The organism is Glaciihabitans sp. UYNi722, from assembly GCF_040549465.1.
In the GTDB taxonomy this organism is placed as follows: Bacteria; Actinomycetota; Actinomycetes; order Actinomycetales; family Microbacteriaceae; genus Lacisediminihabitans.
Map to the genome: position 1 here is coordinate 14,334 of NZ_JBEPTL010000016.1, position 14,685 is coordinate 29,018.

The window sequence follows — 14,685 nt, forward strand, 5'->3', positions numbered from 1 at the left end:
GGAAGGTGCCGCAGACGACCGCAGGCTATTGGTCCACTCGACGACGGACGCCGATCCTGCTGAGTCCGATCGCTATCGATGCGATGGCGATGATGAACGCGGCGATACCCACGATGTAGACCAGCACGCTGCCCACCCCGCCCCGGCCGCTGGGCTCGAGGAACGGGTAGGGATACCAGCCGCTCACCGCGCCGCGCACCATGGTGAAGACGAGCCAGGCGATCGGGTAGCTGATGACCAGCCAGAGCTGCCGCCACGGAGCCCTGGCTCGCCCCGGCACGACGAACCAGTCGATCACGATAAAGATCGGTATCCAGACGTGCATGATCTCATTGGGCCACTGAAGTCCCGCATAACCGGTCGCGGGGATGCCGCGCAGCAGCAGGTTGTAGACCGCCCCGGTGACCACGGCATAGGAGAAGATAGCCACCCGCACGCTGGTGAACAGCTCAGTGTCACGGCGCATCCGCAGCGCGAATAAACCACCGACGAGCAGCACTACGACGTTCATCATGCTCGACTCGATGGTGAAGTAGGCAAAGTACTCGACGGGCTTGAATGCGTCGTGAGTCACCTGGTCGACGATCTGCGTGATCATCGCCGAGAGAATGAGCAACCCGAGCGCCAGCCGGAGCACGCGGAAGATGCGGCGAAGCGGCGGGTTGGCGGTCGGCACGGCCAGGGCTGGAGGGAACGTCTTCGTCACGATGACCAGAATATCTTCAGCGGACACCAAGCATCACGCGCTTGTAGCTGCGGCCATCGGGCAGGGTCACCGTCTGTGCCTCGAGTTTGCCACGCGAGATCTGCAGGTACACCGCCTGAGCCGTCACGCCGAGCTTTCGGGCGGCGTCCGCGACCGAGTACCCGGGAAGATCTGTCGGTACGCTGCTCGGCCGCGCCGATCGTTTGCGTCCGGCCTCCAGCCGCGCGGCGATCTCCTCGTCGGTGCCCTGCCAGCGCCACTTCGCAGCGGCGGGCTTCAGTTGTGCCGCCTCAGCTATCTCGTCCCAGGTCGCATCCGCCGCCAGCGCATCGCGCACACCCTGTAGCAGTGCGGGCTCGGCTTCCAGGGCGGCAAGCACAATACGGATGCCGGCAATCCTCCCCAGCGGCGAAACCGAGGCGTCGCCATCCGCAAGCAGACGCTCCAGCGCCGCGCGCGAGGCCTGCGACAGGAACCCTGGCATTTAGAACCAGATGCTCAGCCGGGGCGTTACGGCGGACCGGAACGACAGGTCGACAGCGGACGCGGCGTCGGGGGTGAGTTCGGTGATCCGCCCAGCCCGCGCGAGCAGGACTGCGGAGATACCGCCGAGGTAGAGGGCGCTCAACTCGTTGATGGACAGCGAGAGTGCTGCCGCGTCGTCCGGAACAGCGCCGTCGAACGGCACCACGAGTGCCGAGCCGGTCGCGTTGATCGTCATCAACACCCGATCCTGGGCAAACCCCAGCGGGTCAGCAACCTCGAGCAGGAAGCGCCCCGGTACGCCGTAACGACGAGCTTCGAGGGCTGTCGGCAGGTCGAGGATTCGCGTCCACAGATGATCGCGTTCGTCTTTCTTCCGCGCCGCCCGGTAGTCGGAGACCTGCCAGGAGATCGGCTCCTCGACCGACCGAAGCGAAGCCGTCACCTCGACGACCAGGTCGATTTCGAGCAGGTAGCGCCACAGTCCCGCATAGGCGTCGTCAGTGGCCGTGACGAGGTACTGCAGATCGAGGGTGTGGGTGAATCCGCCTTCCGGGATCTCGACCACGCGATAGATCGCGAGCCCCTGGGCGACGCCGTCCGCATCGTCATAGCGCACGTAGCGCAGCTGCTTCGCCTGCGTCTTGTCATCCACGTGAATTCCGAGCTTGCGCTCCCAGAGAAAACCGGAGAATCCGATCTCACCAGGAGTGTCGAGTCGCACTCGCTCGTTGAGTTCCACACCGGCAGCCACGGCCTGGTCGAGGGTGACGAACTGCACACGACCGGATGCCGCAGGTCCTGTCCATTTCGCTCGTCGCGTGTCGATCGTCCAGTCGGCGCCCATCGCGGCGGGCCCAAAGCCATACCGGCCGTAGATTGTCGCCTCGGACACCGTCAGCATCGCCACCGGAACCCCGAGGGCGTGAGCGGTGCGCAACTCTGCCTCCAGCAGGGCGCGCGCGATGCCACGCCGCCGGTGAGTCGGTGCCACGGTGACCGCGCTGATCGCCCAGGACGTCACACTGGCGTGACCGGGCACCGTAAGCTCAGTCGGCCATGAACTGACGGAGGCGATCGGTGAGGCCGCATCCGCCGCCGACTCGTCCCAGACGCCGGTGGTACGGCGATCGGCGAGCACGCGCACCTGGTCGGCGATCGTTTCGTCCGACAGGCGCGGCGAGTGAAAACCGCGGGCCTCGGCCTGGAGCCAGAGGGAGAACTCTGCGGAGTCCGTGTCGACGAGCCCCAGCCGAAGGCCGCGCGTGGCGAGGCTGTCGAAAGAATCGGAATCGATGGGTAGCTGTTTGTGGTTGTTGGGTGCTGTGTTGTTGGGTGCTGTGTCGTTGGGTGCTGTGTTGTTGGTCGGTCTCTCGTTGCTCACCCTCCGAGGCTAGCGGCGGCAGACGACGTGCGCATCGGCTACAGCATTGTGCGCCGGGTGTCCCGGTGAGCCCAAAGCCCCGTAACGTGGTCTTTGGCATCCGCTTCTCACGGGGCCAGGGAAGGTTTCACTGTGGCCGTCGAATGTATCCATGGTCTCGAGGCGGGTCTCTGCGACATCTGCTTCCCCAAGGCCGTGCCCGAAGCGGCTGCGAAAGCCGTGCGCTCGCGTGTCGCGAGGGTCCCAGGGTCCGCCCCCGCCTCGGCGAAAAAGTCCACGGTGAACGTGGGCGAGCAGCGGATCTACCACGTGACGCATGTCAGCAACCTCGCCGGCATCCTCGCAGCAGGCGGCCTGCTCGCCGACGCGGCCCCCACCGTCGACATCTCCTCTGCCCAGAATCGCGAGTCACGCCGAACCGCGGATGCCATGGGCAGCCCCGTCGCCAGCTATGTGCCGTTCTTCCTCACCCCCAACGCCACTCTTTGGGAGGACCTCCGCCTCGGAGCGGCCGACGTGCGCCTTTCACCCGACGCGCGTCACGCCGTGCCCGCCGAATTCGTCATCCTGGTCAGCACGGTCAAGCACACCACAGACCTCGACACGGTGGTCGCCGATGGTGACGCTGCCGGATCCCTCACCCGCTTCGTTTCGACAGAAGACGCCAATGAGCGGATGCTACGGCGCTTGCACGACGACGAGAACTCCATCATCGCCGCCGAGTTCCTGGTGAAGGAGGCCTTCCCCTTCGAGCTGGTGACGCTCATCGGAGTGGCCCATGACAAGGCGCGCGATGCCGTTCGCCCCATCCTGCATGGCTCCGCTCACAAGCCGAAGGTCGCGGTCTATCCGCCGTGGTTCCAGCGGCCGGAGAGCTGATTAGCTCCGTGCTTGAATGGGGTCATGACTGACTCGCTCGACCATCTGACCGACCTTGCCAGCTTCATCCAGGCCTCGCCGTCGTCGTTCCACGCGGTCGCCGAGGCCGCCGGTCGACTCGTCGAGGCCGGCTTCACCGAGTTGTACGAGAACGACGACTGGACCGAGATTCCGGCCAGGAAGCGGGGCAAACCGCCTGTCGATCGCGACCTCACCGGTCGCCACTTCGCCGCCCGCCACTTCGTACGTCGCGACGGCGCTATCGTCGCCTGGGTAGTTCCGACGGGAGTCACCCCGACCACGCCGTTCCGGATCGTGGGAGCGCACACCGATTCGCCGGGATTCAAGCTCAAGCCGAAGCCCACTACAGGATCGCAGGGCTGGCTACAGGCGGGTGTCGAGGTCTACGGCGGCCCGCTGTTCAACTCCTGGCTCGATCGCGAACTGGAGTTCGCCGGACGCCTCGCCTTCGACGACGGCAGCACGACGCTGGTGCGCACCGGCCCGTTCCTGCGCTTCCCGCAACTCGCCGTGCATCTCGATCGCGGCGTCAACAGCGAAGGCCTCACCCTCAATCCGCAGCAGCACCTGAACCCGGTGATCGGTACGGGAAGCCCCGCTGATGCCGATATCGTGGCCCATCTCGCAGGCCTCGCCGGTCGCGCTGGCGAACAGGTCGCCGGGTATGACATCGTCGTGGCCGATACCGCAACGCCGCAGGTCTTCGGGCTCACCAGCGATCTCTTCGCCTCCGGGCGTCTCGACAACCTCTCCTCGGTGCACGCCGGCCTCACAGCGCTGTTGCGTTCCTCAGCCAAGCCCGCGAACGAAGCCATCCAGGTTTTCGCCGCCTTCGACCATGAAGAAGTCGGCAGCAACACCCGGTCCGGTGCGAGTGGCCCATTCCTGGCCGACATCCTGGCGCGGATCAAGGACGGCGACTCGTTGGCAGAGCAGGCGCGTTCCTTCGCCGGGTCATGGTGCCTGTCGGCGGATGCCGGGCACGCCGTGCATCCGAACTATCCGGAGCGACACGATCCGGTCAATCGTCCTCTGGTGGGTCGCGGACCGCTGCTCAAGGTCAACGCCAACCAGCGCTACGCCACGGATGCTCTCGGTGCCGCGGAGTGGCGTCGTGCCTGCGCCCAGGCCGGGGTCGAGTATCAGGAGTTCGTCTCGAACAACGCGGTGCCGTGCGGATCGACGATCGGACCGCTGACCGCGACACGTCTCGGCATTCGCACCTTCGACGTCGGAATCGCTCTGCTGTCGATGCACTCGGCCCGCGAACTGTGCGGAGTGGATGACCCCGCAGCTCTCGCCCGCGCAATCGAGGCGTTCCTGGCGCCGGCCTGACCGTTTCGCACCGGACTGATCGGTCCTTCTGCCCCGCGAGACCGGTGGCGGGATGTCACGCAGCCTCGTCACATGCCGAAACATAGCGATCACCGTCATGAGGTGATGGTGACCAGGGTGCCGAGCGAGAGTGCGTTGACGGCTTCGATGGCCTCCGACGGCAACCGAATGCAGCCGTGGGACACGGCACCGGTCGCCGTCCGTTCGTAGTGCACACCGATCAGTCCGCCGTCGCCACCGCCAAGGGGTTCGTCGGAGGCGGACGAGTGCAGGGAGGTGAGCTGTACCGGATGCGTGCTTTGGTTCTGCGCGGCATCCAGGTATCTGGCCTGCAGGTACCCGGTGACATGCTGCGGGGTCGGAGCGTCGGGAGTGCCGATGCCGACACGGAACCTCTGCTCGATGGTGTCGCCGGCGACGATCGACATCGTCTGGGCAGCGATCGAGACTTCGATTCTACGGGTGAGCGGAACAGGGTCGATGAGCGCGTCGATGCGAATCCATCCGGCCGTCTGCGCGGGAGCAGTACCGCCGTTCGCCGATGGGAGCGCTCGCCGCGCGGGGGTGAGTACGCGAGCCCAGTCGCGATCCCTAGCGACGGGCACGACCACTGTGGGTTCACCGAGAAAGTTCTTCGCGGCAAGCCGAGCGACCGCGGTCTTTCGGTCGGCGGCGTAGACCGGAATATCGGCGGCGATCGAATAGGCCGCATCGGCCGACCCGAGGGCGGAAGGCACGAGCCCAGCGATGACCGCGTCGTATCGCGCTTCAGGCAGGGCCGCCAGCGCCGGAGCTGTCAGAGGACGATAGGGCTCTGCCCGATGTTCCACCGGACCGTTCGGATGATTCCGCGGCGGGGGAGAGGTTTCACCCTGCGACAGGGCGATCGTCAGTGCGAGCAGTCCCGCCACGACAGCAGCGGCGGCCACGACCAGCACGATCCGTCGCGCGGTCATCCGCTCACCACCGGCAGGTGCGGCGGGGCGGGAAACAGTACCGAGGTCTCACTCGCCGCTCCGCACATGCCCTGGGCGACGACTGATCCTCGAACACGAGCTGTCTCAACCCAGTGGATCGTTCCGACAGTGGCCTCGGTGACCGGGAACTCCTCGGAGGGATAGTCTCCGTCGGAGGTGATCGTCAGGGGTTTCGTCGACGAGTAGACGAGCGTCTGGGCAGTACAGGTCGGCGATGCCACGTCGTTCGGCTGGAGGTATCCGGCCCAGGTGAGTTGCATGCCGGCGCTCGGCACATTGATCGCGGACGCCGTGTCGATGACGGTTCTGCCCACGATCCCCGTCGGTTGAGCGACGGTAGTAAGGCGGGGTACCAGCCGATCGGCCTCATCCCTCGCCGCTGCCGAGAAGACCAGGGGAGCGGAGGTACCCGAGGCTGTCAGTGTCTGCGCGCCGGGGGTCGTATACAGGTGCACATTCGCCGAAGGTCCGCCGGCAGCTGTAAAGTCACCAACGGCGCTCACCCGATAGGGCTCCGCTGAGGGCGGCGTTCCACGGATCGCAAGCTTCGCCCCTGTCGGCACACCGGTGCGGGTCGGGCTGTTCGAGTCGGCGAAGACGGCGTTCGTCAGGGTGATGGTGCCGCTGGCCGAGGCGGGCGTAGTGGTCAGATCGAGCAGGCCGAGCGAATCATCACCCGGATCGATGCTCAGTGTCATCATCGCTGAACCCACCGGGGCGATGTAGGCCGCGGCCTCCGCCCGAAAGTCGTTCGCGAGGGCGAGGATCGCCGCCCGTTCAGATACCGGGGCTCGACCGAGCACGAAGGCGTCGCCTCCCTCGGCCTGGTAGTCGGCGTTGCCCGCGATGCTCCACACCGCCATGGCGACTGCCGCAGCCGTGTTGTTTTCTGCGGTATTGCCGTGACGGGAGAGCACCACGTTCAGCCGGAGCATCGCGGCGGGGCTCAGGCCGTTGACCTGGTCGGAGAGGCCGGCATCCGTTGTCACCCCGCCGATCGCACTCGGTGCGCCGGCATTGATGCAATAGCTCACACTGCCGTCAGGGTCGAGGTATCCGCCCAGATGACTGGTCGCCTGGCCATGCCGCTCGTACCCCGGCCCGAGCATGGCCGCATCGGCGCTGGTCGGCTGGGCCAGGATGAGGGCCCCGACGACCATGGCGAAGATAGCGGCGATGACCTGGTACAACCGATATCGGTGTCGGTGCTCGGAAACAGCAGGCGGTGGAACAGCGTGGCTCGACGCTCTCATGGGCATTCCCTCTCGATAGGTGACGGGTCGAGAGTAGGAAAGTCCTGCACAGCGATGCGCTGCGCCGACGGCAATCGTGCGATAGCGAAGGTGAAACGAACTGTGGAGGAGAGGCGCTACCCCTCGAGCAGTCCCCGAATGTCATCGGCGGTGAGTGCCGAGCTGAACACCGCGTCATCGTCCATGACGGCATCGAAGAGCTGCGCTTTGCGATCCCGCAGCGCCATCACTTTCTCTTCAATTGTGTCGGCCGCGACGAGCCGATAGACGTTGACCGACCGCTCCTGTCCGATGCGATGCGTGCGGTCGACGGCCTGGGTCTCGGTCGCCGGGTTCCACCACGGGTCGAGCAGGAACACGAAGTCGGCTTCGGTGAGATTCAGTCCGAAGCCGCCGGCCTTCAGGCTGATCAGGAACACCGGGGCGTCACCCTGCTTGAAGCGGGCGATCACTTCCGGGCGACGCAGCGTCGAGCCATCCAGGTATTCGTAGGCGATTCCCGCGATGTCGAGACGGGCCGCAGCCAGTCGAAGGAAGGAGGTGAACTGGCTGAAGACGAGCGCGCGATGGCCCTCGGCGATCACATCCTCGAGTTGTTCGAACAGCGCCTCGAGTTTCGCGGACGGCACGCCCTCGTAGGCCGGATCGACGAGGGAGGCGTCCAGGCTCAGTATCCGCAGCAGTGTCAGCGAACGAAAGACGATGAACCGGTTGCGATCCAGATCCTCGATGAGGCCGAGCAGCTTCTGTCTTTCTTTCTGCAGGAAGGTGTCGTAGAGCTTCCGATGCTTCGGCACCAGGTCGACTCGCAACACCTGTTCCTGTTTGGCTGGCAGTTCGGTCGCCACCAACTCCTTGGTGCGTCGCATCATCAACGGACGGATGCGACGCCGCAACCTCTCCAACAGCTCAGGTGCCGCACCGCTCGCGATGGGCCGCGCGTACTCCTCGGTGAATCGCCGGTTCGACGGAAAGAGCCCCGGCGCCACGACCTGGAACAGCGACCAGAGGTCGATGAGACTGTTCTCCAGCGGGGTGCCGGTGATCGCGAGCTTGAACGGTGTCTTCAACGAGAGCGCGTTCTCGTGCGCCTTCGACGCCGGATTCTTCACGAACTGCGCCTCGTCGAGGATCAGTCCTGCCCACTCGACAGCCTGGTAGGCCGCGAAGTTCAGACGGAACAGCGCGTATGACGTGACGACGACATCCACATCGTCTGGCAGGCCCTGACGGGTCGAGGTGACCGCCCGCACTTTCAGGCCCGGCGTGAATCGTGCTGCCTCCGTCGCCCAGTTCGAGACAACGGAGGTCGGCGCGACCACGAGGAACGGAGCCTCCGAGGCGGCATGCGCGATCAGGGCGAGTGCCTGCAGTGTCTTTCCGAGGCCCATATCGTCGGCGAGGATGCCGCCCAACCGATGCTCCCAGAGGAACGCGAGCCAGGTGAATCCGTCCTGCTGGTAGGGGCGCAGTGTCGCGTCGAGACCGGCCGGCAGGGGAGTGGGCGCTATGGAGTCGAGCGCCATCAGTCCGCCGACCGTCGCACGCCAGGAGCGCGCCTGCTCTGTCTCGTCGGCGAGATCTTCGAACTCCGCCCAGAGGCTCGCCTGGTAGCGACTGATGCGGGGACCGGTCTCCCACTCGTCGAGATCGGATGCCTCCTCGATGAGTCTGCGCAGTTCGTCGAAGGCGGGATGTTTGAGCGAGAGATAGGAGTTGTCGACCAGCAGGAGCTTCGGCCTGTGGTTCGACAGGGCCTTGAACAGCGGGGTAAACGGCACGGTGCGACCCTCGACGGTCACCAGCACGCCGAGGTCGAACCAGTCGCGTTTCGCGGTCTCCACGGTGGTGATACGCATGGTCGGGGACTCTGTCAGCTCGCGGTAGTCGGGCTGGTCGCCGACCACCTGCACCCGAACGCCCGGCAATGCCGAGAGTCGCGGCAGCACCTCGGCAGAGAACTCCGCCGCCTCGAGACCGGTGAGCACCGAGGATTCCGGCAGCAGTTCGGCCGCTGGTTCGAAGATCCCCGATTCGGCATCCGGGTCTCGTTCGCCTTCCCAGGTCAGCCCCCACTTGAGCGCCTGCTTCGGCGTGAAGGTCACCGTCACCACGAGCACCGGTGGCTCGACCTCGGGCAGCACGACCGAGGCGTCCGCGCTCGTGACTTCGACGGCGCGGCGCAGTCTGGGGTAGTAGTCGCGCAGAAACTCGTCGATGTCACCGGCCGGAACGAGCACATCGGATGCCCGTGCCAGAAGCCCGCGCTGCTGCTCGGTGAGCGGCGCAACCGTCGGAGCCAGCGTCATCCGCGTAAGCGATCGCGTGTACACGCCGTGATCCCCGATGGAGCCGACGCTCGTGCCGTCGATGGCCACACCATCGATCGACACGGCGGTCGAGAGCCGCAACCCGTGGTCGTCGGACCGGGCGTCGATGGCGACGGATGCCGAGCCCGCGACCTCGACGACAGTGTCTTTCTTGACGCCGACCAGTGAGATGTCCCGGGATCCGGCATCCGCCAGCATCTGCCAGAAGAGCGAGCTCTGAAAGTCGTCGGCGTACAGCCAGTCAGGTTCCTGCGTACCGAAGGCCTCGCGGGTGGCGCGTTGCAGCGCGGCGAACTGGGTGAACCAGCTGTGCTGTTCAGGTTTCAGGTCGAGGCGGTGCAGCTGGTAGCCGAGCGAATTCCAGGTGACATTGGCACGCACCCACTTTCCTGCGCTGCTGCGAATGACAGGCCGCATGCCGAGGCGATAGTTCATGCCGCCACCCAGCGGGGAGGTTGCGGGTTTCGCCGTAGGTCCGTTCCACCGACTGCGCGATCGTGCCAGCTGTTCTCGCAGCTCGAACTGGAGTGCCATCGGCACACCGGCCTGCGCGGGCGGAGCGGCACTCGATCCGAGCGCGGTCTTCCAATCCGCCTCGGGCTTCGCGACCAGGGACGACCCTGTGACGTGAATCGTGTTGCTCTGAAGCAGCACGGCAGCCACGTGCTTGCAGTCGTCACCGACCGGGCAGCTGCAGGTTCCGTCCAGCGGGCGGCTTCGCTCACCCGTGGAGGCAGCAAGCAAAACACTGACCGAATAGGCCCGGGTACCCGAAACCGTCGCGGTGAGGATGCGTAAAGCGGCGTCCCAGACCAGGCCGGAGACGGCCCCAACGCGGGCATAGTCGCGTCCGCGCTGAAAGGCAGCTGGTCCGACGAGGCGGATGATGTCCGCGACGTCGACCAGCGGAGCGACGTCGGGCAGCATCCGTTCATCGTCTCACGCGCCACCGACCCGATGCCCGAGAGAGCCCGGTCCCCAACCCGTGCGTGGCCAGGCCAGCACGGTCCAGGCCAGCACGGTCCGCACCAGCACGATCCCAGATCGACCCTCTACCCTGAACGGATGACGCCAACCCTCGCGCCCGGCACCGTCCGCCGATTCCTCGCCGGCATGGGCTACCTCGGCCGTGGTCTCGGCATGTGGATCACCTCACCCCGGCTCATGCTGTTCGGCGCGCTCCCCGCGCTCATCGTCGGTGCCGTCTACACCGCGGCGCTGGTCGTCTTCCTGATCAACCTCAACGCGTTGGCGGTCTGGGTGACCCCGTTCGCCGGCGGCTGGAACGAACCGTGGCGCGGCAGCATCCGCGTGCTGGCTGGCACGGCGCTGGTCGGGGCGGTCATCCTGCTCGGCGTCTTCACTTTCGCCACCCTGACCCTCGCCGTCGGCGACGCGTTCTACGAGAAGATCTGGCTTGCCGTCGAACAGCGTTCCGGCGGAGCACCTGCGGAGCTGAAGGAGTCGTTCTGGCGTTCCGTGGCACGCGGTCTCGGTACCGGCATCCGCCTGCTCGCCATCACCGTGTTGGCGGGCATCGTGCTCTTCGTCCTCGGCTTCATTCCCGTGGTCGGGCAGGTCATCGTCCCGGTGCTCGGCGCGATTATCGGCGGCTGGTTCCTGACCGTAGAACTCACCGGCTTCGCCTTCAACGCCAGGGGGCTCTCCCTTCGACAGCGGCGACGGATGCTCGGCACCAGCCGCGCGACGAGCCTCGGCTTCGGCATCCTCACCTACCTGCTCTTCCTGGTACCGCTGGGCGCCGTGCTGATCATGCCCGCCGCTGTTGCCGGAGCGACGCTTCTGAGCCGGGATGTGATCCACAAACCCGTGATAACTATTTAGCTATATTGCTATATTGCTAATATGCGAGAAACCCCGGGGACCACCGACGTGTTCAAGGCCCTTGCCGATCCGACGCGTCGACAGATCCTGCAGGATCTCCGCGACGGCGAACTGGCGGTCGGCGAGATCGGTGCCAACTTCCCGATCTCCGGGCCGTCCATCTCGCGTCACCTCTCCGTGCTGAAGGGCGCCGGTCTCGTCACCGAGCGTCGCGATGCCAACCGCATCCTGTACTCGCTCGTCGAAGACAGGCTGGCGCTGTCGCTGGGGGAGTTTCTCTCCACCGTCTGCCCTGAGCAGATGGTGATCCGCAGCATTCGCAATCACCGGACGAAGGCAACTTCATGAATATGCGCATTCCCGCCCTGGCGGCGAATATCGAACGGCGTCTGCTCATCAACTTTCGCCTCGATCCAGACGTCGCGCAGTCACTGCTGCCCGACACGCTGCGCCCGCAGATCGTCGACGGCAGTGCCGTCGCAGGCGTCTGCCTTCTTCGCCTCGGAGCGCTTCGGCCGACCTGGTTCCGTCCGCAGATCGGATGGGGAGCGGAGAATGCCGCGCACCGCATCGCCGTCGAATGGGATGACGAAGCCGGTACTCACCATGGCGTCTACATCCCAGAGCGGCACAGCGCATCCTGGCTGCCGGTCGCTGTCGGCGGACGCGTATTCCCCGGCGTCCACCACCATGCGCGCTTCGAGGGCTCGGAGACGGCTGACCGGATCAGCGTCTCGATGACCTCGCCCGGTATGACGGTGCGGGCGGATGTCGCGATCTCGCCCACCTTCACCAGCGGCCTCTTCCCGACTCTCGCCGACGCCTCCGCGTTCTTCCAGGCCGGATCTGTCGGCTGGTCGCCAGCACGCGATGGACACAGGCTGCAGGGCCTCAAACTCGAGACCGACCAGTGGTGGGTGGATTCGGCCGACGCACTCAGCATCGATTCCAGTTTCTTCGATGCGCTGCCGACAGGATCGGCGACGCTGGACTCCGTGCTGGTGATGCGCAACGTGCCGATCACCTGGAGCACGCCTGTTCCATCGAGGTCTTCGACTAGACCGGTACAACCTACTTTCTGACCGGCGCGCCCGTCCCGTTGACGAGCCGAGGGTCGGGAGCCGGGAACGCGCCACCCCGATACTCGGGGTTGCTGTTGAGCGATTTCATCGTCGCGCGGAAGATGTTGAACTTGGTGTTATAGCCGTTGGTGCCGGCGATGGTCGTGTGGCGAAAGTTACGCCTGCCGCCATCCGTGTTGCCCACCCAGACGGCGAGGGAGGCTTTCGTCGTCGTGGCAATGAGCCAGTTCTGATCGGCGTCGTCGGTCGTTCCGGTCTTGCCGACGATCGGAACATTGTCCCTCGGGTTTCCCGGCTGGCCGGTGCCCGCCCTCATCACGGCCGAGAGCGCTGATGCGACAGTGCTTGCGATGTTCGGCGCCACCGCCTGCGTGCACTGCCGCGGCTGCGCCGGCAGTTCTTTGCCATCCGGTCCGACGACCTTGTCGATGATGGTCGGAGCGCAGTAGACACCGTTGGCGCCGATCGTGGCAATTGCGCCGGCCATGGTGAGCGGTGCGATCTCATTCGTGCCGATAGTCGCCGACGGATAGTCGTCGAGTTGCCTCCCATCGGCACGGTGCACACCCATGGCCGTGGCCGTTGACCGGATGGCACAGAGGTCGAGTTTCTGGGCCATGGTGATGAAGGCGACGTTCACCGAATTCTGGGTTGCAGCGGCAACCGTCATCGATCCGCCTTCGCCCGGGGAGTCGTTCTTGGGCTTGTATGGCGCTCCCGAGAATGTTTCCCCGCACAAGGTGCCCTTGAAACTCGACTGCGGGAAGGACCGAACCGTTCCATCGACGACATCGGAGAGCCGGTGACCCGTCTCCAGCCAGTCAGTGAGAGTGAAAATCTTGTAGGTCGAGCCCGTGGCGAATCCAGCGGACCCGCCGTACGCCTTGTCGGTGCTGTAGTTGACTGCCGTGTTGACCGCGCCGCTGCCCTCCGCGGAATTGTCGTAGCCCTTGTTCTGCGCCATGATCAGGATCCGCCCCGTACCCGGCTGCACCGAAACCGCAGCGGCACCGAGGGCGAAACGGGTCTCCGTGGCCGGCGCGCTTGCCGAGAGATTCGCCTGCGCCACATCCTGCTGGTTGAGGTCAATGCTCGTGAAGAGTTGATAACCGCCGCGAGCCCAGGCTGCCGTGCGCTCCTCCGGGGTGGCCCCCAGCGAGGCCAGCGTGGGAACGAGCCGCAGCGCGTAGTCGCAGGCGAACTTCGCATCGGCGGCGTAGAGGCATCCGTTGGTCGGCCCCAGCAGTTTCGGTTCGATCGGTGTTGCGATCGCCTCCTGCATCTGGATCTTGGTGATGTATCCGAGGCTCTCCATGTCGGTGAGGATCAGGTCGCGACGCTCCTTGTTGGCCGCGTAGTGATTGGGAGAGCTGAGATTGCGCAGGTTCGGCTGCTGCACCATCGCGATGAGACTCGCGGCCTGGGGGAGTGTCACATCTTTGGCACTGACGCTGAAGTATTTCTGGGCCGCGGCTTCGATCCCGTAGGTGGTGCCGCCGAATCCCGCGATGTTCAGGTAGCCGAGCAGCACCTCGTTCTTCGTGTAGCGCTTCTCGAGTCCGATGGCGAGGCGCATCTCCCTGAGCTTGCGGTTGAGGGTGTCGGTGATTGCCGCGCTGTAGGCGGCTTTCTCGGCCTTTGGGTCCTTGATCTCCAGGGCGCGCTGGATCAGGATGTTCTTCACCAGCTGCATCGAGATGGTCGAACTTCCGCTGGTGATGCCAGCATCGGCCACGTTTCCGGCGGCGGCGCGCACTATCGACTGGGGATCGATACCGCCGTGTTCGTAGAAACGACGGTCCTCGCCGGCGACTGTCGCGTCTTTGAGAAACTGCGACACACCATCCCAGGCGACCTCCTGGCGGTTCTGGTCGTAAATGCTGGCGATCGGCACTGGTTGCCCATCACGGTTGGCGAAGATGGTGTTGCGCTGCGGCAGCTGGCCGAGCGTGATGTAGTCGGGCAGGTCGTTGAAGTATCCGATGGAGGCGTTCGCACCACGACTCGCCACCAGAATGGATGGCACCGCCAGCGCCGCGACCAGGACACCGGCCAGCGCGGCGAAGAAGACCAGGCCGAGCAGTCCCGCGATGAACCCGGAACGGTGCCCGTATTCCTGCACGGACGGGTTGCTGATGGGCGTCGGAAGCGCTTGGTCGCTGATGCTCCGACTTGTCATGCCGCACGACCCGAACGCGGAACACGGCGCAACGCTAACTCACACGGGAGGCACGACCGCGTTCGCGTTCTGACGCCCATCGGAGCCCCCTCCCCAGGTGTGCAGCAACGCCGCGGGCCTGGGTCGGACTCTACGCTCGCCGCACCGAAATCTCGCCCACCGCACTCAAATCGTGATGATTGTGTGAGTTTCCCTCCAGGGTCCGACGCCC

The 14,685-nt window shown here is 65.5% G+C and carries 12 protein-coding genes; 5 read left to right on the top strand and 7 right to left on the bottom strand.

Going from position 1 to position 14,685, the window contains the following annotated elements; genetic code table 11:
* Positions 1 to 25 precede the first annotated feature (25 nt).
* The 3 genes from ABIB56_RS12190 to ABIB56_RS12200 are packed head-to-tail and all read right to left on the bottom strand — an operon-like array spanning position 26 to position 2,573.
* Positions 26 to 706, bottom strand: coding sequence for a Pr6Pr family membrane protein (locus ABIB56_RS12190; RefSeq protein WP_354569486.1), 681 nt, complete (start codon positions 704 to 706; stop codon positions 26 to 28).
* 16 nt (positions 707 to 722) lie between these two features.
* Positions 723 to 1,190, bottom strand: coding sequence for a hypothetical protein (locus ABIB56_RS12195; RefSeq protein ID WP_354569487.1), 468 nt, complete (start codon positions 1,188 to 1,190; stop codon positions 723 to 725).
* A complete protein-coding gene (locus ABIB56_RS12200) occupies positions 1,191 to 2,573 on the bottom strand; it encodes a GNAT family N-acetyltransferase (RefSeq protein ID WP_354569488.1) in 1,383 nt (460 codons plus the stop codon).
* Between the two features lie 132 nt (positions 2,574 to 2,705).
* Between ABIB56_RS12200 and ABIB56_RS12205 the strand changes: the two genes are divergently transcribed.
* Positions 2,706 to 3,452: a DarT ssDNA thymidine ADP-ribosyltransferase family protein gene (locus ABIB56_RS12205; RefSeq protein ID WP_354569489.1), complete on the top strand. Its 747-nt coding sequence runs from the start codon at positions 2,706 to 2,708 to the stop codon at positions 3,450 to 3,452.
* A 24-nt stretch (positions 3,453 to 3,476) separates the two neighbouring features.
* Positions 3,477 to 4,808, top strand: coding sequence for a M18 family aminopeptidase (locus ABIB56_RS12210; protein ID WP_354569490.1), 1,332 nt, complete (start codon positions 3,477 to 3,479; stop codon positions 4,806 to 4,808).
* Between the two features lie 95 nt (positions 4,809 to 4,903).
* Here the strand turns inward: ABIB56_RS12210 and ABIB56_RS12215 are convergent, their stop codons facing one another.
* The 3 genes from ABIB56_RS12215 to ABIB56_RS12225 all read right to left on the bottom strand — a co-directional run bounded on the left by ABIB56_RS12215 (position 4,904) and on the right by ABIB56_RS12225 (position 10,295).
* Positions 4,904 to 5,764 (bottom strand): L,D-transpeptidase, encoded by an 861-nt coding sequence (locus ABIB56_RS12215; RefSeq protein ID WP_354569491.1) that lies wholly within the window; start codon positions 5,762 to 5,764, stop codon positions 4,904 to 4,906.
* Positions 5,761 to 6,975, bottom strand: coding sequence for a hypothetical protein (locus ABIB56_RS12220; protein ID WP_354569492.1), 1,215 nt, complete (start codon positions 6,973 to 6,975; stop codon positions 5,761 to 5,763). The genes ABIB56_RS12215 and ABIB56_RS12220 overlap by 4 nt, the downstream gene beginning before the upstream one ends.
* A 179-nt stretch (positions 6,976 to 7,154) precedes the next feature.
* Positions 7,155 to 10,295, bottom strand: coding sequence for a DEAD/DEAH box helicase (locus ABIB56_RS12225; protein WP_354569493.1), 3,141 nt, complete (start codon positions 10,293 to 10,295; stop codon positions 7,155 to 7,157).
* Positions 10,296 to 10,433: 138 nt separating this feature from the next.
* Between ABIB56_RS12225 and ABIB56_RS12230 the strand changes: the two genes are divergently transcribed.
* The 3 genes from ABIB56_RS12230 to ABIB56_RS12240 are packed head-to-tail and all read left to right on the top strand — an operon-like array spanning position 10,434 to position 12,295.
* Complete coding sequence (locus ABIB56_RS12230; RefSeq protein ID WP_354569494.1) at positions 10,434 to 11,213, top strand: EI24 domain-containing protein; 780 nt, start codon at positions 10,434 to 10,436, stop codon at positions 11,211 to 11,213.
* A 21-nt stretch (positions 11,214 to 11,234) separates the two neighbouring features.
* Entirely contained in the window at positions 11,235 to 11,561 is a 327-nt protein-coding gene (locus ABIB56_RS12235; protein ID WP_354569495.1) for a metalloregulator ArsR/SmtB family transcription factor, read from the top strand.
* Positions 11,558 to 12,295, top strand: a complete 738-nt coding sequence (locus tag ABIB56_RS12240) for a DUF2071 domain-containing protein (protein ID WP_354569496.1) — start codon at positions 11,558 to 11,560, stop codon at positions 12,293 to 12,295. Before ABIB56_RS12235 ends, ABIB56_RS12240 begins: the two co-directional genes overlap by 4 nt.
* Here the strand turns inward: ABIB56_RS12240 and ABIB56_RS12245 are convergent.
* A complete protein-coding gene (locus ABIB56_RS12245) occupies positions 12,285 to 14,474 on the bottom strand; it encodes a transglycosylase domain-containing protein (protein ID WP_354569497.1) in 2,190 nt (729 codons plus the stop codon). The genes ABIB56_RS12240 and ABIB56_RS12245 overlap by 11 nt on opposite strands.
* Positions 14,475 to 14,685: the final 211 nt, after the last annotated feature.